At 36.4% G+C, this 25,606-nt stretch carries 27 protein-coding genes; 12 read left to right on the top strand and 15 right to left on the bottom strand.

Annotated features, from left to right (window positions below; all coding sequences use genetic code 11):
* Positions 1-3 precede the first annotated feature (3 nt).
* The 4 genes from QRE67_RS23030 to QRE67_RS23015 form a co-directional block, all read right to left on the bottom strand.
* Complete coding sequence (locus tag QRE67_RS23030; protein WP_286122476.1) at positions 4-1,071, bottom strand: glycosyltransferase family 4 protein; 1,068 nt, start codon at positions 1,069-1,071, stop codon at positions 4-6.
* On the bottom strand, positions 1,064-2,620 hold the full coding sequence (gene murJ, locus QRE67_RS23025) for a murein biosynthesis integral membrane protein MurJ (RefSeq protein WP_286122475.1): 1,557 nt from the start codon (positions 2,618-2,620) through the stop codon (positions 1,064-1,066). Before murJ ends, QRE67_RS23030 begins: the two co-directional genes overlap by 8 nt.
* A 302-nt stretch (positions 2,621-2,922) precedes the next feature.
* Positions 2,923-3,534, bottom strand: coding sequence for a biotin transporter BioY (locus QRE67_RS23020; protein WP_286122474.1), 612 nt, complete (start codon positions 3,532-3,534; stop codon positions 2,923-2,925).
* Between the two features lie 50 nt (positions 3,535-3,584).
* Positions 3,585-4,328 (bottom strand): DUF3298 and DUF4163 domain-containing protein, encoded by a 744-nt coding sequence (locus tag QRE67_RS23015; RefSeq protein WP_286122473.1) that lies wholly within the window; start codon positions 4,326-4,328, stop codon positions 3,585-3,587.
* A gap of 93 nt (positions 4,329-4,421) precedes the next feature.
* On the opposite strand from QRE67_RS23015, the gene QRE67_RS23010 reads away from it, so the two are divergent.
* Positions 4,422-4,805 carry a hotdog fold thioesterase gene (locus QRE67_RS23010; protein WP_286122472.1) on the top strand — a complete coding sequence of 128 codons (384 nt, stop codon included), beginning with the start codon at positions 4,422-4,424 and terminating at the stop codon, positions 4,803-4,805.
* A gap of 464 nt (positions 4,806-5,269) precedes the next feature.
* On the opposite strand, the gene QRE67_RS23005 is transcribed toward QRE67_RS23010, so the two are convergent.
* The 3 genes from QRE67_RS23005 to QRE67_RS22995 form a co-directional block, all read right to left on the bottom strand.
* The gene (locus tag QRE67_RS23005; protein ID WP_286122471.1) at positions 5,270-7,141 is read right to left on the bottom strand and encodes an LTA synthase family protein; all 1,872 of its coding nucleotides are present in this window, start codon (positions 7,139-7,141) and stop codon (positions 5,270-5,272) included.
* 187 nt (positions 7,142-7,328) lie between these two features.
* Positions 7,329-8,705, bottom strand: a complete 1,377-nt coding sequence (locus QRE67_RS23000; protein WP_286122470.1) for a glycine--tRNA ligase — start codon at positions 8,703-8,705, stop codon at positions 7,329-7,331.
* Positions 8,706-9,224: 519 nt separating this feature from the next.
* Positions 9,225-9,917, bottom strand: coding sequence for a DNA alkylation repair protein (locus tag QRE67_RS22995; RefSeq protein ID WP_286122469.1), 693 nt, complete (start codon positions 9,915-9,917; stop codon positions 9,225-9,227).
* A gap of 115 nt (positions 9,918-10,032) precedes the next feature.
* Between QRE67_RS22995 and QRE67_RS22990 the strand changes: the two genes are divergently transcribed.
* The gene (locus tag QRE67_RS22990; RefSeq protein WP_286122468.1) at positions 10,033-10,506 is read left to right on the top strand and encodes a hypothetical protein; all 474 of its coding nucleotides are present in this window, start codon (positions 10,033-10,035) and stop codon (positions 10,504-10,506) included.
* A 175-nt stretch (positions 10,507-10,681) separates the two neighbouring features.
* Here the strand turns inward: QRE67_RS22990 and QRE67_RS22985 are convergent, their stop codons facing one another.
* Complete coding sequence (locus tag QRE67_RS22985; protein ID WP_286122467.1) at positions 10,682-12,007, bottom strand: ArsB/NhaD family transporter; 1,326 nt, start codon at positions 12,005-12,007, stop codon at positions 10,682-10,684.
* Between the two features lie 310 nt (positions 12,008-12,317).
* Between QRE67_RS22985 and kapD the strand changes: the two genes are divergently transcribed.
* On the top strand, positions 12,318-12,941 hold the full coding sequence (kapD, locus tag QRE67_RS22980) for a 3'-5' exonuclease KapD (protein WP_286122466.1): 624 nt from the start codon (positions 12,318-12,320) through the stop codon (positions 12,939-12,941).
* Positions 12,942-13,111: 170 nt separating this feature from the next.
* Here the strand turns inward: kapD and kapB are convergent, their stop codons facing one another.
* A complete protein-coding gene (gene kapB / locus QRE67_RS22975) occupies positions 13,112-13,495 on the bottom strand; it encodes a kinase-associated lipoprotein KapB (protein WP_286122465.1) in 384 nt (127 codons plus the stop codon).
* Between the two features lie 114 nt (positions 13,496-13,609).
* Here kapB and QRE67_RS22970 point away from each other — a divergent pair, with 114 nt between their 5' ends.
* Together QRE67_RS22970 and QRE67_RS22965 are read left to right on the top strand one after the other, a co-directional pair.
* Positions 13,610-13,786 (top strand): hypothetical protein, encoded by a 177-nt coding sequence (locus QRE67_RS22970; protein ID WP_286122464.1) that lies wholly within the window; start codon positions 13,610-13,612, stop codon positions 13,784-13,786.
* A 69-nt stretch (positions 13,787-13,855) separates the two neighbouring features.
* The gene (locus QRE67_RS22965; RefSeq protein WP_286122463.1) at positions 13,856-14,395 is read left to right on the top strand and encodes a superoxide dismutase family protein; all 540 of its coding nucleotides are present in this window, start codon (positions 13,856-13,858) and stop codon (positions 14,393-14,395) included.
* 85 nt (positions 14,396-14,480) lie between these two features.
* Here QRE67_RS22965 and QRE67_RS22960 read toward each other — a convergent pair whose 3' ends face one another.
* Positions 14,481-15,632, bottom strand: coding sequence for a MalY/PatB family protein (locus QRE67_RS22960; RefSeq protein ID WP_286122462.1), 1,152 nt, complete (start codon positions 15,630-15,632; stop codon positions 14,481-14,483).
* Positions 15,633-15,750: 118 nt separating this feature from the next.
* On the opposite strand from QRE67_RS22960, the gene QRE67_RS22955 reads away from it, so the two are divergent.
* Positions 15,751-16,002: a DUF1871 family protein gene (locus tag QRE67_RS22955; RefSeq protein ID WP_286122461.1), complete on the top strand. Its 252-nt coding sequence runs from the start codon at positions 15,751-15,753 to the stop codon at positions 16,000-16,002.
* Positions 16,003-16,219: 217 nt separating this feature from the next.
* On the opposite strand, the gene QRE67_RS22950 is transcribed toward QRE67_RS22955, so the two are convergent.
* Positions 16,220-17,059, bottom strand: a complete 840-nt coding sequence (locus tag QRE67_RS22950; RefSeq protein ID WP_286122460.1) for an alpha/beta fold hydrolase — start codon at positions 17,057-17,059, stop codon at positions 16,220-16,222.
* A gap of 233 nt (positions 17,060-17,292) precedes the next feature.
* Positions 17,293-18,279, bottom strand: coding sequence for a 2-hydroxyacid dehydrogenase (locus QRE67_RS22945; RefSeq protein WP_286125361.1), 987 nt, complete (start codon positions 18,277-18,279; stop codon positions 17,293-17,295).
* Between the two features lie 196 nt (positions 18,280-18,475).
* On the opposite strand from QRE67_RS22945, the gene QRE67_RS22940 reads away from it, so the two are divergent.
* The 3 genes from QRE67_RS22940 to yugI all read left to right on the top strand — a co-directional run bounded on the left by QRE67_RS22940 (position 18,476) and on the right by yugI (position 20,808).
* Complete coding sequence (locus QRE67_RS22940; RefSeq protein ID WP_286122459.1) at positions 18,476-18,970, top strand: Lrp/AsnC family transcriptional regulator; 495 nt, start codon at positions 18,476-18,478, stop codon at positions 18,968-18,970.
* Positions 18,967-20,157 (top strand): aminotransferase, encoded by a 1,191-nt coding sequence (locus QRE67_RS22935; protein ID WP_286122458.1) that lies wholly within the window; start codon positions 18,967-18,969, stop codon positions 20,155-20,157. Before QRE67_RS22940 ends, QRE67_RS22935 begins: the two co-directional genes overlap by 4 nt.
* Before the next feature lie 306 nt (positions 20,158-20,463).
* On the top strand, positions 20,464-20,808 hold the full coding sequence (yugI, locus tag QRE67_RS22930; protein ID WP_286122457.1) for a S1 domain-containing post-transcriptional regulator GSP13: 345 nt from the start codon (positions 20,464-20,466) through the stop codon (positions 20,806-20,808).
* A 143-nt stretch (positions 20,809-20,951) separates the two neighbouring features.
* Here yugI and QRE67_RS22925 read toward each other — a convergent pair whose 3' ends face one another.
* Complete coding sequence (locus QRE67_RS22925; RefSeq protein ID WP_286122456.1) at positions 20,952-21,185, bottom strand: DUF378 domain-containing protein; 234 nt, start codon at positions 21,183-21,185, stop codon at positions 20,952-20,954.
* A 470-nt stretch (positions 21,186-21,655) separates the two neighbouring features.
* On the opposite strand from QRE67_RS22925, the gene QRE67_RS22920 reads away from it, so the two are divergent.
* From QRE67_RS22920 to QRE67_RS22910, 3 genes are all read left to right on the top strand, one after another.
* Positions 21,656-23,008 (top strand): glucose-6-phosphate isomerase, encoded by a 1,353-nt coding sequence (locus QRE67_RS22920; RefSeq protein WP_286122455.1) that lies wholly within the window; start codon positions 21,656-21,658, stop codon positions 23,006-23,008.
* 11 nt (positions 23,009-23,019) lie between these two features.
* Positions 23,020-23,172, top strand: a complete 153-nt coding sequence (locus QRE67_RS22915; RefSeq protein ID WP_286122454.1) for a hypothetical protein — start codon at positions 23,020-23,022, stop codon at positions 23,170-23,172.
* A gap of 80 nt (positions 23,173-23,252) precedes the next feature.
* On the top strand, positions 23,253-23,663 hold the full coding sequence (locus QRE67_RS22910; RefSeq protein ID WP_286122453.1) for a YugN-like family protein: 411 nt from the start codon (positions 23,253-23,255) through the stop codon (positions 23,661-23,663).
* Here QRE67_RS22910 and QRE67_RS22905 read toward each other — a convergent pair.
* Together QRE67_RS22905 and QRE67_RS22900 are read right to left on the bottom strand one after the other, a co-directional pair.
* Positions 23,653-24,648, bottom strand: a complete 996-nt coding sequence (locus QRE67_RS22905; RefSeq protein WP_286122452.1) for an ion channel — start codon at positions 24,646-24,648, stop codon at positions 23,653-23,655. The two genes, QRE67_RS22910 and QRE67_RS22905, sit on opposite strands and share 11 nt — an antisense overlap.
* A gap of 119 nt (positions 24,649-24,767) precedes the next feature.
* Positions 24,768-25,448: an MgtC/SapB family protein gene (locus tag QRE67_RS22900; protein WP_286122451.1), complete on the bottom strand. Its 681-nt coding sequence runs from the start codon at positions 25,446-25,448 to the stop codon at positions 24,768-24,770.
* Positions 25,449-25,606 lie beyond the last annotated feature (158 nt).

The following is a 25,606-nucleotide window of genomic DNA, read 5'->3' as shown; positions in this document are numbered from 1 at the left end:
CCTTTAACATGATGATGGTATGCGATAAATGTTTGTTACTTCTCTCACCATTTTAGGGAAGGTGAAGTTTTGTAAGTAATACTCGCGTCCGCATTCTGCTAAGGAATGATAAAGTTGTTCGTCTTGTAACAACTTTGCTAATGCTGTTGCTAATTGTTCCTCGTCTCCATATGGTATGGAGATACCGGATTGATTCGGGACAATGACTTCAGGTAAACCACCAACGTTTGTCGCAATAACAGGTTTTTTCATTGCGATCGCCTCAATCGCAACATAAGATAGTCCTTCATTTTCAGAAGGAATTACGACTATATCATGTTCTTCATATTCTTTTATGATGTTATCTTGAAAGCCCTGTAATGAAACACAATCGTCTAATTGTAATGTCGTAATTAAATTGTGTAATTCACTTTTTAAGGGACCGTCTCCAATTATGTTACATTGCCATTGTAAAGATGGATGTAGCTCTCTTAATTTTTGCAAGCCTCTTAATAAGAAGGGTTGTCCTTTTTCTTTACTCAATCTTCCGATTACAGCGATTTTCATTGGTTTATGGCAGACTGGTAGGGCATTTGTATATGGATCATGTAAACCATTATAAATAATTTTTATCTTTTCTTTTGGGACGCCTTTTTGAGTAAGCTGTTGTTTCATAAATTTCGAAATACAAATAATAGTATCGTTATAACGAGTGAAAAAAGTATTGCTCCATCTTAAATGACGTGCCATTTGAACATCCACATGATATGTCCAAATGACACGCACGGGAGCACCAAACATTTTTGCTAAAATCGCAATGTAATTTTCACGCAAAAATTGTGTATGAACAATGCTTACCTGTTCTTTTTGTATAACCTTTTTTAATTTCCTTGCAGCTTGTATATCAAAAGGATGGTGCATCTCTATACGGTATATTGGTATGTTTAGTTTTTCAAACTTATGTAAGAAAGGACCGGGAGTAGAATATACAAGAATACAACGTTTTGGATCAACAGCTTGAATTAAATCTAGGACGTATTTTTCTGATCCGCCATCCCCGACGTAATTCAAAAGGTACATAATTTTATTCATTTATATCCTTCCTTTTACCTAAAAATAGCGATAGCAATTGTTGTAGCTCCTTTACCTTTAATATGTAAGTAATGAGTAAGTAAACGATAGCACCAACTGTTATTGCTAATAAGATAAGAAACTTTGTGTCATGTGAGAAATGAAGCAGCAGTTTGGAAGCATACAAACTTACAAAAGATGCAACGGTACATTTTAATAAGAAGCTAGTGTAATGCAAATTTATCTGTTCTTTCTCTTTCATGCACTTTTGAAGCATCCATAATAGCATAAATACTGTGCTAGCCGATGCGATGGAAGTAGAAAGGGCTGCACCAGCTAAACCTATATAAGGAACAAGTATAATACATAATATAACATTAATAATCATAGAAACAATAGATGCGTACATAATATATCTATTGAGCTTCAGAGAAAATAGTAAGCGATCGAGTAAATCTTTTAACGGTTGCATAAGAGCGGCTAATGCATAAAACTGTAAGGCAGTTGCCGTCAGTATAATGGAATCTTTTTCAAAAGCACCGTAGTTATAGATAACTTTCACAATTTCTTCAGTGAAAAAGGTAAAGTAAATAAAAACTGGGATAAATAAAAACAACAACACTTTAAGGTTTGTTTCCATTAGGCGAATAAAATCTTTCCAGTTTTCTTGATTTACATATTCAACAAATTTAGGGTACATAACTGTTAAAACTGGTGCAGCAATTAATCCGAGTGGAATAAAATATAACTTTTGAGAATAGTTGAGAGCTGCAATAGAACCTTCTTTTAATCCAGAAACTAATGTACGGTCTACAAGTAGGTTAATTTGAACAGATGTACTTGTAATAAAAGCAGGAATGCTTAAAGTCATCATTGTTTTTAGAGAAGGATCTTTCCAATCAATTAAAAATCGATAGCGATACCCTTCATGCTTGGAAGCAAAATAAACAAGCATAGTTTGCACAATATTTCCGATAATAACTCCTAATGCAAGTGCATAAATTCCAATCCATTGTACGAGTAGAACGAAAACAAGAAGAGTAATACCGTTTAGTACAACCCATTGCATACTTGTAATCCGAAATTTATGTAAACTGTTTAAATAAGCATTAAAGATATCAATAAAAAATGTACAAAATACAGTTGGAAAAATAATTTGCAGCAGATAAGCTGATAATAGTGCTGTTTGCTCAGGGAGACCATGTGCAAACATCTTAATGAAAAAATGTGGTTGCAGTTCAATGAGCAAAAGCGGAATAAAGAATATAAGAAGAACTATATTTAAAAAGTTATTCATAAATCGATACGCTTTAAGAGGGTCTTTACCTTTTAATTCCATAAAAATTGGAATAAATGAAAAAGCAAAAGCACCGGTTATACCAGTAAAGACAATCGTTGGTATGTTTAAAGCAACAACGTATGCATCTACAGCATAGTTTGTACCGAAATAAGCTCCAAGTGTGACTTCTTTTGCAAACCCAAGTAGTTTTCCTAAAGCTGTCCCAAGTGTGAAAAATAGCGTTACAATGAGAAATCTTTTTGTCTTATCTTGAGAGGCTTCCCTAATCATTTATAATCAATTCCTTATTCTATTTTAAGTCTTTTTCAAGCATAATTTATTTATATGTAAAAATCAAATATATGTAGGGATAATAGGAGATGTTTCGTACAAAAAGGATACCACCCAATAGGATGATATCCTTTTTAGATTTCGCTAACATCCCCACTTGAAAGAAGTTAGGAAAGAAGAATCTGATTCGTTCAAAACAATAGCAGTATCGCTAATGAAAGTGTCATTTTATAAAGTGACACTTTCATCAGTGGGAGTTTTCTGTATCGCCCACTGATTATTAGCTCTGACCAATCGGGATTTTACTGCCCGCGCGAATAGCGAGATAAAGCAGAGTGACTATGCTGATAGGCAGAACGGCGAACAGCGTAGTATATACGAGGTGCAATGACTGCACCGATGATTGTAAAGATGATATCTTTGATAGCAAACCACATCATAATAATCCAAGCTGCTTTATAGCTCATGTTTCCCCCGCCCCAGCCATTTACAGCTGCGTACATATATGTAGTTCCAATCACATACGTTAAAATGATGCCAGCAGCAGAAGCAATTGCAAATGTGCTAAACCGTGGTTTTTCTTTTTGCTCAACAAGTTTTCCTGATACATAAGCTACAATAATAAAGGCGATAATGAAACCGCCAGTAGGACTTAATAGTGCTCCAAATCCAGCTTCAAATTTTGCGAAGATTGGTGCTCCTGAAATGCCAACTAACATATAAACAATCATAGATAGGGCACCAAGCCTGCTTCCGAGAAGAAGGCCTGCTAAAATGGCGAAAAATGGTTGCATGGAAAGCGGTACTCCTGCTACTTGTAAGAATGGTGCCCAAGATGTGATGTTAGCACCAATTGCCATGAGGGCAACAAATATTGCAGCTAATGCTAAATCTAAAGTACGTAATTGTTTCATAATGTTAACCTCCTGTTGTTTATTGGTTAACATTATCGTAGCTAATCTATTTATCTATTGTCAATTAAAATGTTTTGATAATTTGGTTTTAGTACGTCCCGTAGTAATGTGTATGGAATGCGAAATTGTGGAATACCGCTTGAGTAAGGAGCAATTTCATACAGTGGGAAATAGATGACAAGATTTTCGGGTTCCAAAAAATAGTTGAAAGTCTTTGCACTCATTACTTTTTCAGCTGCATCTGGAAAATAGATGTTTTCATTTTGTTTTATTTGTTTTATAATTTCTGTGCGAATGACATCCTTATACGCACTGTCTTTTTGAAATAAATCAACTAAGCGTAAAACTTTTTTTGCTTCCAAATCAAACGTATTTGCCTTCCATGTATAGATGCCATGTGCGCCGCCCGTGTACTGATAATAATTTACATATAAGCTTAATAAGGGTGATTGCTGCAATGTTACTTTATAATCAACGTTCGCAATATATGGATGAAAGGTTGCATTCGTTTCTTTTGCTTCTTTGTAATACTTTTTAGCTTCTTTTTCTAAGTTTGTTTTAAACCGATTTGTAGTTGTCTTATAGTAGGTATTTAATTTTTTTTGAAATTGTTGATCATAAAAATTGCTAAAATACGGCCTGCTTATTTGGTATTCTAAATAAGGTTTCTTACCTTTTTGGGTGACAGTACGGATGTCAATTGTCAAGTTAGATGGTTGGGCTGCATTTGTACAATTTGGTACAATAATGAACGAGGAGAACAATAGAAATAGAATAAAGAAACTTTTTTTCATCTAGCTGTAACCTCCTTATATTGCTGCTATATATAGTTTGAAAATAAATAGGAAAAATTATGCACTTTTTGATAAGTGAAAGGAGAGAGTCGTATGCCAAAAACATTAATGGAAGTGCTTGGGATTGAACTTTTAGAAATGACGGAGGAGAAAGTTGTAGCAACAATGCCAGTAGATGGGCGTACACATCAGCCGTTTGGCTTTTTACATGGCGGTGCATCTGTTGCTTTAGCAGAAACTGTTGCGAGTGTTGGATCATATAATTTGATTGATCAAGAAAAGTGTATTTGTTTTGGGCTTGAAATCAACGCCAATCATCTTCGTTCTAAACGTGAAGGGTTAGTAACTGCAATTGGAACACCGATTCACAAAGGGCAAACAACGATGGTTTGGGATGTTCGGATTATTGATGAAGAGGATCAGCTGTTGTGCATTTCAAGGTGTACTGTTGCTATTAAGGAAAAAAGAAGCCAATAGAGAAAAAACATTGTAATATATAAATACAAATTAAAAAACCGACATAAAACTCTTCTTTTTAGGTGGGAGAGAGCATCCGGCCATGCATAGCCGCGGCTATATGTCGAAAAATCAAAATGGATTTATATAGCATTCCTAACCGAAATGTTAGTTCATATAACATGTCGTTATAATTATATAAATAAAAATTAAAAAAACGACATAAAACCCTTTTTTTTAGGTGGGAGAGAGCATCCGCCATGCATAGAAGCGGTCAGATCCTTTTCTTGCCCCATGCCAAGTGAAAACAAAGAGAGAAAACGAGTGCAGGTGATCTTTTGTTATCCATAGCCGCGGCTATATGTTGAAAAATCAAAATGGACTTATATAGATATGGTAATTTCTCTATTGGAGAGTTATCAAAAGTATTTTGAACAGAGTTTATATATGAAAAAGAGGCATCCCACTGGTGGGTGCCTCTTTTCTTATTTTTTTACCTTTGGAATTAAATTCCCTTCTAAAAATAAGTCAGAAGTTGTTAACCTGAAATTCGCATTATTAAAATCTTCTTTTGATAATCCGTTTTCTTGTAGTTCCGTTTTAAAGTTCCATACATTCTCTTCATTAAAGGAGCCAGCTGTGTTTAAGAAGATATAGTCTCCCTTTGCAAAGGAACCGTCTCGAAATGGGACGTAGTGATTTTTGCTATTTTGATCAAACAAAGGTTGACCTAAAAAGTATTTATCGTTCTGTGAAACTCCTAATAAATATAGAAGTGTCGGTGAAATGTCTAAATGTCCACTTGCTTGTTCATCAACTACGCCTTTCGGACTTGTAAGAGATGAGCTATGAACTAGGAATGGTACTTTATCAAATTGACGATCAAATTGTTGTTTCAATCCGATTTTTTCTAATTCCTCTGGCGGTATCCCAGCATCATGGTCTCCATATATGGCTAATAGGGAAGAATCGTATAGTCCTTTTTCTTTTAGATCATCAATGAAAGCACCAAGCGCTTTATCGAAATAATAAACAGAGTGAAGGTAATTCCCTATTAATGAGCCCTCTAAATCCCCAAGCTGCAATTCGCGATGCTCTTGTGGTAATTCATAAGGATGGTGATTGCTTAACGAAATTAAAAAGCTGAAAAATGGTTGTTTTAAATTTGGTAACGTATCTCCCATCTGATCAAAAAAGTCTATATCAGATAATCCCCAGCCAAGATGTTCACCAGGCTTAAGATCTTTTACAAACATAGATTGTTCAAATCCTAAGTTACGATGCATAAACGACCTATTCCAAAAGTTCCCATCATAACCGTGTGCTGACATTGTTGAGTATCCGTGTTCACTTAAAATAGATGGTAACCCGTCAAATGTATTATCGGAAAAGTTAAAGTAAATACTGCCGCTAAATCGCGATGGATGCATCGACACTAAAGTTGTAAATTCTCCATCGGATGTTCTTCCTTGATCTGTTTGATCAAAGAAATTTGGGTAGTACACACTTTCCTTTTTCAAACGGTTTAAGTTTGGTGTAATTTCTTGACCATCAATGCTTAAATCAACGACAAAACTTTGGAGAGATTCAGCTTGAATAAGAATGAGATTTTGCCCTTTTGCTTTTTCAAAATGCTCGCCTTCACGAATTTCTTTATTTTGAGCATCATACCATTTCTGTAGTTCATTTATTTTTTCCGGAGAGACTTCTTCTTTTAAGAGCATGTTATTAATGTACTTGTAAATATCAAATATGTGGTAGTTTATAATTCCTAAATGATCTGTAACCCATATATTTGAAAAGCGAGCATCGGCTATTCCTGCTGCTACTACATACTTATACTTTTCGCGAAGTGGAATACATACAAGTAGTACAATTACTAAAAATGCAATCACGTGATTGATAAAGTGTTTAGAGTGTGAAAACCAATTTTTCCTAGACATAATGATATAAACAATTATTAACAGAGGGATATCAATAAAATAGATAATATCTTTCCATTCAAATAATGTCCAAATACTCTCTGTTAAACTAGATACTTGTCCAAATTGTTTGATTAGGCTGATAGAAAGTAAATCGTTAAAATAACGATAATAAATGATATTAGATAATAGTAATAAGCTAAGTGAAAAATCTAATGAAAAGGTAGAAATAATCCGCCATTTTTTCGAAAAAAGGTGAATGATTGGTAATAAGATGATTATCCCAAAAAAGGTTAATCGAATTACAATTTCTTGTGGGTCAGCAAAAAGCGAACTAAAAAATAAATTTAGCTTCCATAAAAGAAAAATCATAAAAATAATAAAATCTAATTTTGTTACTGTAAATCTTTTTAAACATGATAATAATGTAGACATAAAAAAACTCCTTTTTCTATGAATCCCTAGTTGCAATAAAAAAAAAGCTTATAATGAACTGCTTTCATTATAAGCTTTTTTTTTATTGTAACATGAAATGATGAGCATTCTCTAGGAAGTAAGAAACTGAACAGTATAACGTCTGTTCAGTTTCTTAATAGAAGTGGTTGCTCCTATATTTATAATATTAAAATTGAATTTTCTTCTCTAAGAAGCCTTTTAATTCACTAATTGGCATACGAACTTGCTCCATTGTGTCACGGTCACGTACTGTAACAGCTTTGTCTTCAACTGAGTCGAAGTCATATGTAATACAGAATGGTGTACCGATTTCGTCTTGACGACGGTAACGTTTACCGATAGAACCAGTTTCGTCGTAGTCAACTACAAAATCTTTTGCAAGTTCTGCGAACACTTCTTGAGCACCTTCAGATAACTTTTTAGATAATGGTAAGATTGCTGCTTTATATGGTGCTAAAGCAGGGTGGAAACGAAGAACTGTACGAGAATCGTTCTCTAATTGTTCTTCTTCGTATGCATCACATAAGAACGCTAATGTTACGCGGTCTGCGCCAAGAGATGGCTCGATGCAGTATGGTACGTAACGTTCATTCGTTTGCGGATCTACATAGTTAAAGTCTTCGTTAGAATGTTCCATATGACGTTTTAAGTCGAAGTCTGTACGAGATGCAACACCCCAAAGCTCGCCCCAGCCGAATGGGAATTTAAATTCAATATCAGTTGTTGCGTTACTGTAGTGAGATAATTCTTCTTCACCATGGTCACGAAGGCGCATGCTTTCTTCGTTCATACCAAGTGTAAGTAGCCAGTTTTTACAAGTATTACGCCAGAATGTGAACCATTCTAACTCTTCACCAGGTTTACAGAAGAATTCAAGTTCCATTTGCTCAAACTCACGCGTACGGAAAGTGAAGTTACCAGGTGTAATCTCGTTACGGAAGCTTTTACCGACTTGGCCAATACCAAATGGAAGCTTTTTACGCATAGAGCGTTGTACGTTTTTGAAGTTTACGAAAATACCTTGTGCTGTTTCAGGGCGAAGGAAGATTTCGTTTGTGCTAGATTCTGTAACACCTTGGAAGGTTTTAAACATTAAGTTGAATTGACGGATTTCTGTGAAGTCTTCGCTGCCGCAATCTGGACACTTTACTTCGTGTTCTTTCATTAATCCAGCCATTTGATCGAAAGTAAGACCATCAACGATCATTTCAATACCTTTTGTATCTAAAGCGTCTTCGATTAATTTATCAGCGCGATGACGTGCTTTACATTTTTTACAGTCGATCATTGGATCGTTAAAGTTACCAACGTGACCAGATGCAATCCAAGTTTTTGGATTCATTAAAATTGCTGCGTCTAAACCAACGTTGTATGGAGATTCTTGAATGAATTTTTTCCACCAAGCTTTTTTAACGTTATTTTTTAATTCGATACCAAGTGGACCATAGTCCCAAGTGTTTGCAAGACCACCATAAATTTCAGAACCAGGGAAAACAAAACCACGATGTTTCGCTAGGTTTACAACTTGTTCCATTGAATACATAATAAAATCCTCCTTTTGTAAGTTAACGTATTGACGATGACAGGGTGTACTTGTCAAACGGATGATTCTGAGCAAGCCGCTTCCGCTTTTCGTGTCTAGCTCCAGCGGCTAGAATATTCGGTGGCTTCGCTTCTTCCGCCGAGGCAAAGAGCGCCTCTATATCAGAAGCTCCATCCCCCTCACATTCTGAGCGAGCCGCTTCCGCTTTTAAATACAAAAAAGCTCGTCTCTAGGCATATTTGCCTAGGGACGAGCTTGTATACCCGCGGTTCCACCCTAGTTGATGTGTGAATGACACAACCACTTTATCACGTATTGCTCAAGACTGCCGTTTCCTTGCTGTTTCAGGCTTTCACTGTCCCTGAATCGCTTCGGTGCAAGTACTTATAAGTCTGTCATCGCTACCATATTTAAATAATAGATGTCCATATTCTATCATGTTCCTTTTTAAATCACAATAGAGGAACATATGTAATCCAGCATATATCTATTATGGAGTTTTACCAGAATTTCGTTTCTTTATTCTTGTACTGCGCTCATAGTTGGACCGATATGTTTTAATGCTTCTCGTTTACTTAATGGGGCAAGTTCATTGTGTTGGACAAATTCCCAAACGACACCTGGGCTTGTTTTTGCATATTCACGAAGTACCCAGCCGATTGCTTTTTGAATGAAAAATTCTTTTGAATGGCTGAGCTGCTCAATGATTGAGAAGAGAAGTTTTGTATCGGTCTGTTCTTTATATTTTAGCTGAAATAAGATTGCTGAACGCTGTAACCATATGTTCTTTGAGGCAACCCATTTCGGGATATATGTTTGAATGGCATCAGGGTGCTTTAAAAAGATTGATCCAAGGAATTGAGGAACAAGTCCATCTACGGAATCCCACCATGATTTCGTTGTAATGAGTTCCTCTAAGAACGGGATATGGGTATCATCGAGATGTTTTTTATATTTTTGTAATACGTCGAGAGCAACAGCTTGAAATTCACGTTCAGGTAAAGACCAAAGTTCACGAATGACTGCCGGAAAGTCTGCTTTGTCCGGAAGGGTATGTAATTGTATAACTTCACGTAATAGTTGTCTTCTTTCCGGTGTTTGAATACCGAGAAATGGGAAGTGATTTTTCATATAACGAGCCATTGGTTCTGCTTTTTCTAGGTTCTGATGTGTAATGAAATGTTGTTGTAAGGCTTCTACAAATGGGTGCATAAAATTGTTCTCCTTTCTTGCTCCTTTTTCATATTATACAAAGAAGTGATATGAATTTAAAAACATAAACAATGGATATGAGAAATATGATGGGAATAGAGAGGGGGGGCGTATTATGGAAGAGCAAGGTGTATTAGCAGGTCTATTCGCAGGTCTATTCGCACTTGGTGTTTTTGTTATTTTTATCATTTTTATATGGGGAATTCTTTCTTATTTATTAACTGCATTTGCATTGTATACGATGGCGAAAAATGAAGAAGCTGACGATGCTGTTTTTGCTTTTATTCCATTTTTAAATAGTAAAGTATTGGGCGATTTAGTAAGAGAGAAGTTACCTGCTTCTTTGAAAGCAGATGCAGGTTGGAAAGTGTTTGGCGTATATATCGCATGTTTTATTTTGAGTTTTGTCCCGATTATACACATTTTAGCAAGTGTTGTAATGATTGCTCTTTCGATTTATTTGATCTATGCCGTTTTAGACCGATATGGTACGAACGCGGTGTTATTTACGATTTTACACGTGATAACATGCTGTATTTTTCTTCCAATCCATCTATTTGTAATTCGAAAAGAGACACCGAGGTATTAGAAAAAGTGGAGGCGAAATTGGATTAAAAAAAGCGGAAGGGCTACCCTTCCGCTTTTTTAGTCTAGCTTCAGTGGCTAGAATCTCCGGTCGTTTCGCTCCCTCGAACGAAGTAAAAGCACTTCTCTGTCGGGTGCTCCAACGTCCTGCGATTCTGAACAAGCCACTTTCGCTTTTTTTACATTAAATAACGTAAGTAAATATAAATATGAGAAATAATTAATGACACAATCATAATTGGGAAACCAACTTTTAAGAATTCCATATAGCTAAATTTGTGTCCTTCACGGCTTGCGATTCCAGCTACGATTACGTTAGCGGAAGCTCCGATTAATGTTCCGTTTCCACCTAGACATGCTCCTAATGCTAATGACCACCATAATACATCGATTTGTGCATCAGAAGGCGATAAACCAAGTCCGACTGCCATATCGTTAATAAGTGGAATCATCGTTGCAACGAACGGAATGTTATCAATTGTTGCTGATGCAATGCCGGATACCCATAAAATAAGAATGGATGCATAGGAAACATCTCCACCTGTTAAACTAATTACTTTTTGAGCTAGCATTTTGATGAGTCCGATATCAATAAGTCCACCAACCAGTACGAATAGACCGGCAAAGAAGAAAATAGTAATCCACTCTACGTGAGCAAATACTTCTTCAATTTCATGCTCTTTTACACCAATTAACATTAAAACAGTAGCGCCTGTTAAAGCGATTACAGCTGCATCAACGTGAAAAATGGAATGAGTCATGAAACCAAGGATTGTAAGTCCAAGTACAATTAATGATTTTTTCATGAGTACAGCATCTTTAATGTATTGTTTTTCATCTAAGCTCATTAATTTTTTAATTTGTACAGGATCAGCGATGAGTTGTTTACGATACATAAAGTAAATCATCATTGCGATAACAGCAATAATAATGATTACGATTGGTGCTAAGTTGAATAAGAAAGCGTTAAAGTCTAAATGCTTATTTGCAGAACCAATCATAATGTTTGGTGGGTCACCAATTAATGTTGCAGTTCCCCCAATATTTGAGAAAATAATTTCAGATAGCAAATATGGAACAGGATTTACTTGTAAAATGCGCGTAATAGATAAAGTAACTGGAACAACAAGTAGTACCGTTGTTACGTTATCTAAAAATGCCGAGCCGATCGCGGTAAGCAAGGAAAGGGAAATTAAAATACGAATTGGACTTCCTTTTGCTTGTTTAGCAGCTTTAATAGCAACATATTGGAATACGCCGGATTTACTCGTGATGTTTACTAAAATCATCATACCGATCAGTAGCGTAATTGTTCCCCATTCAATATGTTTTGTGAAAGCATTATGCAGATCAACAATTCCAAAGATTACCATAAGCGCTGCACCAAGAAGTGCGATAACAGCACGATTGATTTTTTCTGAAATGATAATGGCATATGTAATTAGAAAGACTGCAATAGCAAAATAATATTGCCAGTTTGCGATTTCTTGCGTTGTTTCGTGCAAAAATTCCATCTCCTTTCGGGTAACTTTTCTTAATGTGTCATAAAAGTATGTATGACACACACTTAAAGCCATTATAAAGTAGAAAAATGTCAGATGTAAATGAGAGGATTTGTTTTGTCGTATTTTCTGTACAAATGATTTTTTCTTATTTTTAAAAATATTTGCGGTTATTTGACATATACATAAGATACATCCTACCTGAATGTATAAAGGGGTTTTCAGAATAAGAGCTATGCATTCGAGCCTGTTCGTGTTTAATCATTAAGTTTGAAAGGGATGCAAGTAGACGAAATGATAAGGAAGGGATTGTATGGATAAACAACAATTTTTATTTTTGGATTTTGAGTTCACGATGCCTCAAAATAGAAAAAAACCAAAGGGTTTTTTTCAAGAAATTATTGAAGTTGGACTTGTATCAGTTGTTGATTGTGTAGTGAAAGATACGTATTCATCATATGTGCAGCCACAAACTTTTCCTTCTTTAACAGAACGGTGTAAAAAATTTTTAGGAATTAACCAAGAAGCAGTGAACGGGGGAATCTCATTTGCACAGCTTGTCGAGAAACTGGCTCAATATGAAAAACGTTGTCAAACAACAGTTGTAACTTGGGGAAATATGGATATGAAAGTGTTGAAACGTAATTGTGCAGCGGCGGGTGTACAATTTCCTTTTTCAGGGCAGTGCCGAGACTTATCGCTCGAGTATAAACGTTTCTTTGGAGAACGAAACCAAACTGGGTTATGGAAAGCAATTGAAGCGTATGGAAAAGTAGGGACTGGGAAGCATCATTGTGCGCTAGATGATGCGATGACAACATACAATATCTTTAAACTTGTGGAAAAGGACAAAGAATATTTAGTTAAGCCAGCTCCGCCGACTCTTGGTGAACTCGTAGATTTTTCAAAAGTATTAAAGAAAGTCAGTACACAGTAACGACCAAATTACAACATATGTAATTTGGTCGTTTTGTTTTTTTCGCTATTCGCAGGCAGTACCCTCCGCCTCAAAATTCTGCAAAAAGGATAAACTGCCCCTAAAAGTCCGATTGGTTGAACTAATGATCAATGGGGATGAAGAAAATCCCCACTGATCAAAGTTTCATTTTACAGTTTGTAATCTTGTTTTAATTGCTGAAGCGTTTGTAAACTCCGCTGTGCAAAAGGAGAATCGACTTCTTGGAATGTAGCCATTTGTGTTTCCAATGCTGTTTGCAAAGATTCTTTATAATCCGGTACGTTACCTTCATACTTTTTCACCATTTGCTGCGGAATATTTGTTTGCTCTCGAAATGCTAGAGCACGTCTTTCATGGAAAAACGGTACATCAGCTTGCTTCACATTATGTAAGTCACCTTGCGTTGGATGCTTTAAAACGGCTAATACTTTGACAACGTATTGTGCAGGACGGATATTTGTAATTTCACCAATATATTTTCCTGTTTTATAGATGCCGGTAACAATTTCACCAATTTGCAATGTTTCGTTCATATTTTTCACCTCAAGTTTATAGTAAGAAATGTGAAAAAGAGAGTCAAATGAAATATTTATCTGAATTTTATGTATAATAGATTGTAGAAAGTAAAAGACAAGGGAGTGTCCTTTATGATGCCTTTATATTTTCCGGAAGATAAAACAGAGTATATTATACCGGCAATTGTTTGTTTTTTATTTATAATCGGTGCGATTGCAACATGGCGTATGTTTATTCGCGTATCGAAGCGAGAAGCGGAACGCATGCAGAAGCTGGAACAGACGTTATTAGCCGAAAAGAAACGCTGATTTGTTTTTGTATGTTTCCCTTTAAGCTCGGACAATCTAAGGGCAGAATGTATCTTGGAGGGAATTGTTATGAAAAAACAGCTTTTATTCGGTTGTTGTATGCTGTTTCTTGCAACAGGTTGTGCAAAGGGAAATCCAAAAGAAATTGATGTGAAGTTATATAATGCCTCTGGTGATAAAGTAGGCACAGCGAAAGTAGCGCAACAAACAAGTGGCGTGAAAGTATCGATTAAGGCAGAAGGATTCACACCGGGACCTCATGGGTTACATATTCATGAAATTGGGGAATGTAAAGCGCCACGTTTTATTTCATCTGGTAATCATTTTAATCCAAGTAAAAAGAAGCATGGACTCATGAATCCAAAAGGTGCAGAAAATGGAGATTTGCCTAATGTAATTGCAGATGATAAAGGTATGATAAAAGCAGAGATTGAAGTGCCGCAAGTATCGCTTGAAGAAGGAAAAACGACGATTCATCGGAAAGATGGTGCATCCATTATTATTACTGAAAATCCTGATGATGGTATGACGCAGCCTGTTGGGAATTCAGGAAACAGAATTGCTTGTGGTGTAATTGTAGAAAAGGCATCTGATACTAAGAAAAAATAGAAGCTACCGTTGTAGAGGTAGCTTTTTCTGTTTCTATCCCGCTATTCGCGGGCGGTAATTCTCTATTAATCAAAGTTTCAATTTATCATGAAAATGTATATTGGAGTCTGTGAAGTATTTCTTCTAAGGTTGCTCTTGGACAGCCAATATTTATACGAATATGATGTTCTCCACCAGTACCATATTTTTCTCCAGGATCGACGATAATTTTTCCCTTTTCTTCTAGTTTTTTTGTTCGTTCTTTTTGAGAAAGATTTAGGCGTGAGCAGTCGATCCACAGTAAAAAGGTACCTTCTGATTGAATGACAGAAAGTGCAGGGATATGCTGTTCAATAAACTCACGAGCGAAACGAGCATTCTCTTCTATATATATAAGTACTTGTGTTAACCAGTCGTTACATTCTGTATAGGCACTTTGCATAGCTGTGTAAGCGAACGTATTTAATCCGTGAAATCCTTGTCGTTGTTGTACCGCTGTAAAAGCATGGCGAAGTTTTTTATCTGGAATAATAATAACAGATGCTTGTAACCCTGCGATATTAAATGTTTTGCTTGGAGCGATGCAGGTAATGGTACGCAAGGCTAATTGTTCTGATAGAGAAGCGAATGGTGTATGTGTATGATTAGAAAAAATAATATCTGCATGAATTTCATCTGCTATAACTGTTACATTATATTGGTTGCATAGTGCCCCGAGTTTTGTGAGTTCGTTTCTTGTCCAGACGCGTCCAACTGGGTTATGGGGACTGCAAAGTAGCATAAATGTAACGCCTTGCTGAAACTGTGCTTCTAAATGCTCAAAATCCATTACATATGTACCGTTGTGAAAACGTAAAGGGCTTTCGCATACATGTCGTTGATTCTTTGTGACCATGTCAAAAAACGGCGGATAGATAGGCGGTTGCACGAGAACAGTATCGTTCTCGTTTGTCAAAGCTTGCACAGCCACGCTGAGGGCTGGAACAATGCCAGCACTAAATACAATCCATTCTTTATTTATATCCCAATTGTATTTTGTTTTTGTCCAATGACAAATGGTATCTGTCATCTCCTTAGGCGGCAGTGTATATCCGAAAATAGGATGCTGGAGTCGTTTTTGCAATGCAGTTTGAATTGGTTTTGGAATCTGAAAATCCATATCTGCAATCCAAGCGTGAAGAAATTCTTCGTTTTGATAGGTATCCCATTTTGTACTATGAGTACCACGACGATTTAGCGTCTTGTGAAACTGTTCCATATTTCTTGCTCCCTTCTTCTTCAGTGTAGGGTCTTGTGAAAGTTCCCTTATTTCTTCTAGCATAGCTGATATGATACGATAAAGAAAAGAGTGAAAAACAAGAAAAGGTGGGAAGTAAATGGGGACATACGAAAAAATGGTAGAACTGGTGAAGAATTGGGATCCCTTTCAAATGGGACCTGAATTTTATGAAACGGAAGCAAGCGATGTTGTGTACGTGGTAAGTGCATTTGATGATCCAAAATACATTGCAAAAAAAATACAGCATATTTACTTTATGTCATTTGAAGAAATCCCATCCATTGAGAAATGTGAGAAATTAACGAATGAGCTCTTAATATTAAAAGAAGGTGGAAGCTGTTCATTGTAATAAGTAGGAGTTTACTCCTGCTTATTTTTTTTATCCCGCTATTTGCGGGCAGTAAAACCCCCACCTCAAGATTCAGAGAGAAACAAAGAAGATAGGTGGGGGATGAAGAAAACCCCCACTGAAAAAATTTTCACTTTATAAAGATGTAATGTAAATAGTGAATACAATATATGTATCAGACTCTAATAGCCTGTTAGAGCCTGAATGAAGTAACCGTTTACTGTGCTGAAAATGTGATGATTTCTTCAAATACATGCTGCGGCTTTTCCTCGGGTAGTAAATGTCCGGTATTTTCGTATGAAATGAAATGGGAATTTGGCAAGTCTTCGTGTAAGCGCCGACCGACGTGAACCGGAACAACGCGATCTTTTTCGCCCCAGATAAGTAGAGTTGGGGTTTCGATTTCACGTAATTCAGCTGATGATAAATCTCCCTCACGATCTCGAATCATTCGAGTTAAAGCAGGGAAAATTCGATTATCATAAAAGGGAGCGGCGTAACCTTCCATCATTTCATCGTCAATTAAAGAATGGTCATGAACAACATTCATTAAGTTATAAACAATGCCTCGTCTTATAATCCAATTTTTCACGTATAGATGAAAAAAAGGCAAATAGGAAGAGTAAATGAGCGGTAAATTCGCACGTGTTAAATAACTGGAGCTACATAGTAATATGGTTTTTGTAATTAAATCGGGGCGTAACCGGTTTACATATAGTGAGATTTGTCCACCCATTGAATGACCAACTAAAACAATATTCTGCAATTGTAAGTGTTCGATTAGGTCGATGATAATGGTAGCTAAATTATGATAAGAATACGTGAAATGATTCGATTTATCACTTTTTCCAAACGGTGGCAAATCAAGAGCAATAACGGTTCCTTCTTTCGTAAGGAGCGGAATTAGATGTCGGTAGCTAAACGAGGACGAGAGAAAACCGTGAATGAGTACGAAAGTTGGTCGTTCTTTTTTATTGCCGTGTTCATATAACTCGTAATGAACGGTAGTGCCACCAGTGGGAAAAGTGAAATAAGGAAGCTCTGTCTCGTGTTTCATTTTTGTCACTCCATTGATTTTTGTTCATATCATCTCCAACTTAAAAAATTTTATGAAATCAGTTATCAGATTGTCCATCTCGCGATTCGAAATGAGATCTCTATGATTGCGATTGGTAAAAAATACTTCATAATAAGCAATTCAGTATAAGTTTGCTGTATTTTGTCCAATGAACAAAAATGCAGAGAGCTAGTAAGCCCTCTGCATTTTTTGGAGAAATTCACCTTTAATCCTTATCCACGTACAACATTAGGTGGCGTTTGTCCTTGTAATCCTGCCACTAAATTTTTTGCTGCTGTCATCGCCATGTTTTGTCTTGTTTTTAATGTAGCTGATCCAATGTGCGGCAGAGTAACAACATTCGGTAAAGATAAGAGTGGATTTTTTATTGCAACTGGTTCTTGTGTAAATGTATCAATGCCTGCGGCAAAGATTTTCTTTTGCTGTAAGGCATCAATTAATGCAGCTTCATCCACTGTTTTACCACGAGAAGCATTAATAAAGATTGCCGTTTCTTTCATTATTGAAAATTCTTTTTCGCCAATGAGATGATAGGTTTCTTCTGTTAAAGGAGTAAGAAGAATGATAAAGTCAGATTGCTGCAGCAGTGTATGTAAATCGCAATATGTCGCATCAAATTTTTCCTCTGCATCTTCTTTACGGCGCCGGTTGTAATAAAGAACATCCATATCAAATCCGAATTTTGCTCGCTTTGCAACAGCTTCTCCAATTCGGCCCATTCCAATAATGCCAATGGTTGCATGGTGTACATCTAATCCGAAATGTTCTTGTTTAATTTCAGCATTCCAGTTTCCATTTTTTACGTAAGAATCGAGCTCGCATATGCGGCGGCCAGCCGATAGCATAAGAGCAAAAACAAGGTCGGCAACTGTATCGTCTAATACGTAAGGTGTATTTGTTCCGATGACATTTCTGCTTTTCATTGCTTGTAAATCGAAGTTATCATATCCAACAGAAATGTTGCTAACCACTTTGAGGTGGGGAGCTGCCTGTAATAATTCTTCGTTAATTTTTGATCCGAAATTGAGTAACCCATGTTTATCCTTTATTTTTTCTAATAGAATATCATGCGGTATTTTTTCACTATTATCCCACTTTTCATATTCGCAATGCTCAGAGATATATGTTTCTACAAATTCTGGAACACGTTCAGCAATAAATACTTTTGGTTTCACAGTTTCATCCCCTTTCTTTTTTATCCCGCTATTCGCGGGCAGTAATGCCCCACCTCAAAATTCGGCAGGGAGTCAAGAAGTTAGGTGGGGGATGAAGAAAACCCCCACTAATCAAAGTTTCACTTTATTTTTACATAATTCTCTAAAAAAATCTTCTTTTCAAACATAAAAGGGTATCTGTATAATTTAGAAACAAACGAAAGGAAGGGTGAAGAGTACGATGACTGAAAAAGAATTAGAACTGTTAGCTTGTCTTGAGAAAAATAGCCGTTTATCGGTGGAAACGTTAGCGAAAATGTTAAATATAGAACTAGAAGAAGTAAAAATGATGGTCGAGAAATTAGAAAGAGAAGAAATCATCGTTGATTATGTTACACATATCGATTGGACAAAGGTGAAGGAACATACAGGATTAACAGCAATGATTGATGTAAAAGTTACACCAAAGCATGGGGTAGGTTTCGATTCTGTTGCAGAGCAAATTTATCGCTACTCAGAAGTGAAATCCGTTTATTTAATGTCAGGGACATATGATCTTTCTATTACATTAGAAGGAAAAAGTATGAGTGAAGTTGCGACATTTGTTTCAGAAAAGTTAGCAACAATTGAATCGGTTGTTTCAACAACTACACATTTTATTTTGAAAAAGTATAAACATGAGGGAATTATTTATGACAAAACTGATGATGATAAACGAATTGTGGTGACACCATGAATCAGTTTGAACTATCAAGAACAGCACAGTCTTTACAACCATCCGGCATTCGCAAGTTTTTTGATTTAGCAGCTGGTATGAAAGGTGTTATTTCACTTGGAGTTGGAGAGCCTGATTTTGTTACACCGTGGAATGTAAGGCAAGCGTGTATTCGCTCATTAGAAGAGGGATATACATCATATACTGCAAATGCAGGATTACTTGAACTACGTCAAGAAATATCAAAGTATCTTCAAAAGCAATTTCATGTTTCATATGATCCAAATGAAGAAATTATTGTCACAGTTGGAGCGAGCCAAGCGTTAGATGTTGCAATGCGAGCGATTGTAAATCCTGGTGATGAAGTCATCATTATTGAACCAAGCTTCGTATCGTATGCACCGCTTGTTACATTAGCTGGCGGAGTGCCAGTAGCGGTTGCAACTTCTTTAGAAAATGCATTTAAAGTGCAGCCAGAACAAATTGAAGCTGCGATTACAACGAAAACAAAGGCAATTCTACTTTGTTCCCCAAACAATCCGACAGGAGCACTTTTAAATCCATTAGAATTAGAGAAGTTAGCAAAGATTGTAAAAAAATATAATCTTATTGTACTATCTGATGAGATTTATGCAGAACTTGTTTACGATGAGGCTTATACGAGTTTCGCTAGCGTTGCCAATATGCGGAATCATACTATTTTAATTTCCGGTTTTTCAAAAGGGTTTGCTATGACGGGATGGCGCCTTGGTATGATTGCTGCTCCTGTTCATTTTACGGAATTGATGCTGAAAATTCATCAGTATTCAATGATGTGTGCACCAACGATGTCTCAATTCGCAGCGTTAGAAGCACTTCGCTTTGGGAACGATGAAGTGATTCGCATGAGACAAAGTTATAAAAAACGACGTAACTTTATGACGACTTCTTTTAATGAGATGGGTCTAACATGTCATGTACCAGGTGGAGCATTTTATGTATTTCCGTCTATTTCTTCAACGGGTCTGTCCTCAGCGGAATTTGCGGAACAGTTGCTTTTAGAAGAAAAAGTAGCCGTTGTACCTGGAAGTGTATTTGGTGAGAGTGGAGAAGGGTTTATACGTTGTTCCTATGCGACTTCACTTGAGCAACTTATGGAAGCGATGAAGCGAATGAAACGATTTGTAGAAAATAAAAAAAGGACAAAACAGAATACGTTTTGTCCATAAAAGGGGGGGAATACTAGAAAGCCATGTGTTAGTATTCTATCCCAATATTTAAAAATTATACGTAGTAAGGAAAATTTTTTCGTGACTTTTGAATGAAACGGCGGCTAGTGGTATAATTTACTAATATAAAGTGAAACTTTTCTCAGTGGGGGGATTCATCCCCTCCACTGAGAATTAGTTGAACCAATCGGGCTTTTACGGGCAGTTGCGCCCACCTATCTTCTTTGCATTCTTCATAATCTTGAGGTGGGTGTCTTATTGCTCGTTAAAGCGGGGTAAACTGGTAAATGTATAGGAGTGTTTCTTATGTCAGAACAATACACAACAGGAGTGGTTGTGAAAGGGAAAGTGACTGGAATTCAAGATTACGGTGCATTTGTAGCGTTGGATGCAGGAACGCAAGGTCTTGTGCATATATCCGAAATTACAAATGGGTATGTAAAAGATATTCATGACTTTTTAAAGGTCGGGGATGCAGTAGAAGTAAAGGTACTTTCAATTGATAAAGAGCACGGAAAAATGAGTTTGTCACTAAAAGCAGCTAAGCGAAAGCAAGGAAAGATACTTGTACCAAATCCATCTGATAAAGGATTCAATACATTACGTGAAAAATTAACAGAGTGGATTGAAGAATCGCAGCTCACAAAGTAAAAGAGGATAGCTAAGCTATCCTCTTTTACTATAGTTATGATATATATTGGCAAATATGATTGCATGCAATCATATTTGTATGTCGGATGGAAAGGGAGAGTCGTTGATATAGTGTGTTTTCTTAAAACAATATTGGGTTAGGATTATCGGACTTCACGTGTTTCTGGACGTGTTTCAAATGCTTCAGATGGTTTAAATAATAAACCAAGGTTAATTAACCCGGAAATACCAACGATACCATAAATAATTCGCGCAAGGGCTGAACTTTGCCCGCCGAAGATTGCTGCTACTAAATCAAATTGAAAGAATCCGATAAGTCCCCAGTTAACGGCGCCGATTATAGTAAATACTAATGCAATACGTTGTAAAGTACTCATCTTGAGTAGTACCTCCTTAAATTTGAAGCATGGATAAATGAAAGCTTCTTTGTATCCAACTCTCTCTCATGGGCGGTAAAAATTTACCATAAGTTTCGAAATTAGGCGGGAGAAAGAAAACCCCACTAATGGAAGGTTCACTTTATGTGAATTGCTTCTCTTATAGAATGCATAGATTTTTCGGTTCTTATGCAAAAAGAATTTTTATCCTGCTATTCGCGGGCAATAATACCCCGATTTGTTCAACTAATGATTAGTAGGAGATGAAGAAAACCCCACTGACTAAAGTTTCACTTTATTATAAATTGTATATACATCTATACTGAAAATGACGTATTTTTATACGAAAAATGAACTTTTTTCAAAAAATAAATATTGGATACGTTTACAATTCTCCAATCGCTTGATTTACAACTGCAGTTTCGCTAAAGTGAATACAGAAATACATATACATAATTGGAGGGAAAAAGATGGGCACACACGTAACGTTCGACTATTCTAAAGCGTTATCGTTCATCAGTGAACAAGAACTAACTTATTTACGTGATGCAGTAAAAGTATCACATCATGCAATCCATGAAAAAACTGGAGCTGGAAACGATTTTTTAGGTTGGGTAGAACTTCCGCTACAATATGATCGAGAAGAATTTGCTCGTATTCAAAAAAGTGCTGAGAAAATTAAAAATGACACGGACATTTTACTTGTTGTTGGTATTGGTGGTTCTTACCTAGGAGCACGTGCAGCAATTGAAATGTTAAACCATTCTTTCTACAATACGCTTTCTAAAGAACAACGCAAAACTCCACAAGTGCTATTTGTTGGACAAAACATTAGCTCCACTTACATGAAAGATTTAATGGATGTATTAGAAGGTAAAGATTTCTCCGTTAACGTCATTTCCAAATCAGGTACAACAACAGAACCTGCTCTTGCATTCCGCATTTTCCGTAAATTATTAGAAGAGAAATATGGAAAAGAAGAAGCACGCAAACGTATTTATGCAACAACTGATAAAGCGCGTGGTGCTTTAAAAACATTAGCTAATGAAGAAGGATACGAAACATTCGTAATTCCAGATGATGTTGGTGGCCGTTTCTCTGTATTAACACCAGTTGGTTTATTACCAATTGCAGTAAGTGGTTTAAATATTGAAGAGATGATGCAAGGTGCGGCTGTGGCTCACGATGATTTTGCAAAGTCTGAGCTTGAAGAAAACCCAGCTTACCAATATGCAGTTGTACGTAATGCTCTATATAATAAAGGGAAAACAATTGAAATGCTTGTAAACTATGAGCCGGCGCTTCATTACTTTGCTGAATGGTGGAAACAATTATTTGGTGAAAGTGAAGGAAAAGATCAAAAAGGAATTTTCCCATCTTCAGCAAACTTCTCAACTGACTTACATTCATTAGGTCAGTACATTCAAGAAGGACGCCGTGACCTATTTGAAACAGTTCTAAAAGTAGGAAAATCTACACATGAACTAAAAATCGAATTAGATGAGAGCGATTTAGATGGACTAAATTATCTTGCTGGTGAAACGGTAGAATTCGTTAACACGAAAGCATACGAAGGTACATTACTTGCACATAGCGATGGCGGTGTACCAAACTTAATCGTAAACATTCCAGAATTGAATGAGTATACATTTGGTTACCTTGTATACTTCTTCGAAAAAGCATGTGCGATGAGCGGCTATTTACTAGGCGTAAATCCATTTGACCAACCAGGTGTAGAAGCATACAAAAAAAATATGTTTGCTCTTCTTGGAAAACCAGGATTTGAAGAATTAAAAGCACAGCTAGAAGAACGTTTGAAATAAGAAAAGCAGAAATGGCTCGTTCAGAATGGAAGGAAGAAGCGAAGCCACCGACCATTCTAGCCATTGGAGCTGGACAAAAGAAAAGCGGAGCCGACTGTTTAGGCCTAAGAGGTGTAGCTAGACAGTTGAAAAGTGAAAGCTGCTTATATGAAAAGAGGTGTTAGGAAAATCCTAACACCTCTTTTGTTATTTCAATATTTTATAGGGCATGCTAGGAAAAAATATTGCGGAAAGGATGAGAGATTTGTTTCCAATTCAATCGGATTTAGAGGGACATACATATGCTCTCTTTAAATTGGAACAAGTATTAAAACCGCTTGGTTATACAATCGGCGGAAATTGGGATTACGATAAAGGCTGTTTCGATTATAAAATAGATGAGGAAGAGGGGTATCAATTTTTACGGGTACCTTTCACAGCGGTAGAAGGAGAGCTTGATGTGGAAGGGGTAGTTGTTCGTCTTGATCAACCATATCTTCTTTCCCATATATATCAAGACGAACTAGATGATCAGGTTAATACGTTCGCAGCAGGGGTAACAGCATTAGACCAATTTGCAGAGCCGAAAGATTCTGATGGTGATATAAAGGAAAAGTACATTGAGATTGGAAAAGCATTGGTACGAGAAGTGGAAAAGCACCTTTTTAATGTTTAATGACGATGAATATATCCCTTTCAATAATTACAAATGAATGGACAGGATTAATATGATATTGTCCATCACGCTGTATACCTAGTAATAGAATGTCTTGTTTTAAAAATGAATTACTGCAGAACTCAAATGTTTTCTCAAAGTATGTTGAAGTAGTGTTTAGAAGTTGTAATTTATTTTCTGTAATTTCATTGTAAAGTGTAAAGAGCATACCAGAAATTGAAGGAAATAAAAGAGAAGCGGTAAAGACATAACTTGTTAATTTATTTCCTTCAATAATTTCTGTTGCTCCTGCCCTTGTGGCATTTTGAATTTGATTAGAAGTAAGTAATTCAACAATACAGTAAATAGTAGGATTTAATCCTTTCGCGGTTAAAATATTTAAAATGGACTGTGTATCAGCTAAGCTTTCACTTTTTTCTTTGTCTGCTGTGATTAAGATTGTATGGGCTGTACGGATATTTGCTTTTAGTAGAGTATGATCATGGTGCGGGCAACCTTTAATAAATTGAAGATGCTGAAATGATTTTGGGAGCATCGGGAGCGTTTCATCTACGAGTACAATATCGAGATTTGGTTGTAAAGCATGCATTTGACTAACAACATGTTTTGCCCGTTCATTCCAGCCGACAACAATCATATGTCCATGACAAGAAGCTGCCTCTTCGCCTTTTATTTTCATATATTGTTTGCTAACCATCTCGGTAGCGAATGATACCATATAGTAAGAACCAAATCCGGTTCCTAATAAAATGAGAAGCATTGCGACAAGTTTCCCTAGAGGTGTGTGTGGAACGTAATCTCCGTATCCGACAGTAAATGTTGTGACAAGTGCCCACCATATGCCATCAAACCATGTGGAAAAGTGTTTTGGTTCTAACTGATACATGAGAAAACCAAAAAAGATAATAAGTATAATAATTAAGGTAACTAAGCGGACGATAATCGAGTTTCGAAATGCGTCTAAAATGCTGCTTCGTGAGTTCAAAATTGTATTCCTCCTCATTCCATATAGCTACATTGTTGCCATTATGAAAAAAAGAAAAACTCTCCTTCGTATAAGAGAGTTTTTATCCGCATGGATGTGTGAAGGGGCAGGAGCACATGTTATATGCTCTCCACTTCAGTTTGTTGTACACTTTCGAGGCGCTGAATCGCATAATACACATCTGCTGTATGCTTTTTTTGATCAACAGACAGTTTTAATTGTAAGAAGTGAGAGCCGTTTTCTAATGCTTTCAATTTTATGTTCTTAACTTTAATATCCATCTCTTTTATTTCGTCAATAACTATAGGGATTTTGTCCATTCTACTCACAACAAGTTTTACAGCAATTTCTCTCTGCCGAAATGATTTGGGTCCTAAAAATTTCATTGTTAATGGAATAAGCTCGACACTAATCATAAGAAAGCACATTCCGAAAATTGCTTCTAGATAAAAACCAGCTCCTACAGCAATACCAATACCAGAGGCTCCCCAAATCATAGCGGCTGTAGTCAGACCTGCAATACTGTCGTTTCCTCTTCTTAAAATAACACCGGCACCTAAAAAACCGATTCCGGATACAATTTGAGCAGCTAGGCGAAGTGGATCCATGGTGATACGACTGGAATGAGGTAAATTATAAGCAGCCTTAATAGAAACAATAGTAAGGAGACAACTAATAATAGAAATAACTAAGCAAGTTTTTAAACCAAGGGGTTTTCGTTTTAACTCCCTTTCTAAGCCGATGGCAAATCCCAAAATAGCAGAGAGGCCTAGCTTGATTAATAAATCGGCATAGTCCATGTTTTTACCTCCCTCTTAAATCTATTCTGTTATAAAGGTAGCAAAACTACATAAATACAAATTAAAAAACCGACATAAAACCCTTCCTTTTAGGTGGGAGAGAGCATCCGGCCATACATAGAAGCGGTCAGATCCTTTTCCTGCCCAGACATAGTGAA

It is taken from the genome of Bacillus sp. DX3.1, assembly GCF_030292155.1.
Classification (GTDB): domain Bacteria; phylum Bacillota; class Bacilli; order Bacillales; family Bacillaceae_G; genus Bacillus_A.
The sequence above is the reverse complement of the archived record's forward strand: the minus strand, read 5'-3'. Positions and strand labels throughout refer to the sequence as shown.

Coding starts and splice junctions, on each gene's coding strand:
- QRE67_RS23005 (WP_286122471.1), bottom strand. CDS start 7,141: ATGTCTACATTATTATCATGTTTAAAAAGATTTACAGTAACAAAATTA.
- QRE67_RS23010 (WP_286122472.1), top strand. CDS start 4,422: ATGCCAAAAACATTAATGGAAGTGCTTGGGATTGAACTTTTAGAAATG.
- QRE67_RS23030 (WP_286122476.1), bottom strand. CDS start 1,071: ATGAATAAAATTATGTACCTTTTGAATTACGTCGGGGATGGCGGATCA.
- QRE67_RS22960 (WP_286122462.1), bottom strand. CDS start 15,632: ATGGAACAGTTTCACAAGACGCTAAATCGTCGTGGTACTCATAGTACA.
- QRE67_RS22950 (WP_286122460.1), bottom strand. CDS start 17,059: ATGAAACACGAGACAGAGCTTCCTTATTTCACTTTTCCCACTGGTGGC.
- QRE67_RS23015 (WP_286122473.1), bottom strand. CDS start 4,328: ATGAAAAAAAGTTTCTTTATTCTATTTCTATTGTTCTCCTCGTTCATT.
- QRE67_RS23020 (WP_286122474.1), bottom strand. CDS start 3,534: ATGAAACAATTACGTACTTTAGATTTAGCATTAGCTGCAATATTTGTT.
- QRE67_RS22965 (WP_286122463.1), top strand. CDS start 13,856: ATGAAAAAACAGCTTTTATTCGGTTGTTGTATGCTGTTTCTTGCAACA.
- kapB (WP_286122465.1), bottom strand. CDS start 13,495: ATGAACGAAACATTGCAAATTGGTGAAATTGTTACCGGCATCTATAAA.
- QRE67_RS22925 (WP_286122456.1), bottom strand. CDS start 21,185: ATGAGTACTTTACAACGTATTGCATTAGTATTTACTATAATCGGCGCC.
- QRE67_RS22995 (WP_286122469.1), bottom strand. CDS start 9,917: ATGCACCCATTTGTAGAAGCCTTACAACAACATTTCATTACACATCAG.
- QRE67_RS22900 (WP_286122451.1), bottom strand. CDS start 25,448: ATGGACTATGCCGATTTATTAATCAAGCTAGGCCTCTCTGCTATTTTG.
- QRE67_RS22935 (WP_286122458.1), top strand. CDS start 18,967: ATGAATCAGTTTGAACTATCAAGAACAGCACAGTCTTTACAACCATCC.
- QRE67_RS22915 (WP_286122454.1), top strand. CDS start 23,020: ATGGCTCGTTCAGAATGGAAGGAAGAAGCGAAGCCACCGACCATTCTA.
- murJ (WP_286122475.1), bottom strand. CDS start 2,620: ATGATTAGGGAAGCCTCTCAAGATAAGACAAAAAGATTTCTCATTGTA.
- QRE67_RS22940 (WP_286122459.1), top strand. CDS start 18,476: ATGACTGAAAAAGAATTAGAACTGTTAGCTTGTCTTGAGAAAAATAGC.
- QRE67_RS22920 (WP_286122455.1), top strand. CDS start 21,656: ATGGGCACACACGTAACGTTCGACTATTCTAAAGCGTTATCGTTCATC.
- QRE67_RS23000 (WP_286122470.1), bottom strand. CDS start 8,705: ATGTATTCAATGGAACAAGTTGTAAACCTAGCGAAACATCGTGGTTTT.
- QRE67_RS22990 (WP_286122468.1), top strand. CDS start 10,033: ATGGAAGAGCAAGGTGTATTAGCAGGTCTATTCGCAGGTCTATTCGCA.
- QRE67_RS22955 (WP_286122461.1), top strand. CDS start 15,751: ATGGGGACATACGAAAAAATGGTAGAACTGGTGAAGAATTGGGATCCC.
- QRE67_RS22970 (WP_286122464.1), top strand. CDS start 13,610: ATGATGCCTTTATATTTTCCGGAAGATAAAACAGAGTATATTATACCG.
- yugI (WP_286122457.1), top strand. CDS start 20,464: ATGTCAGAACAATACACAACAGGAGTGGTTGTGAAAGGGAAAGTGACT.
- kapD (WP_286122466.1), top strand. CDS start 12,318: ATGGATAAACAACAATTTTTATTTTTGGATTTTGAGTTCACGATGCCT.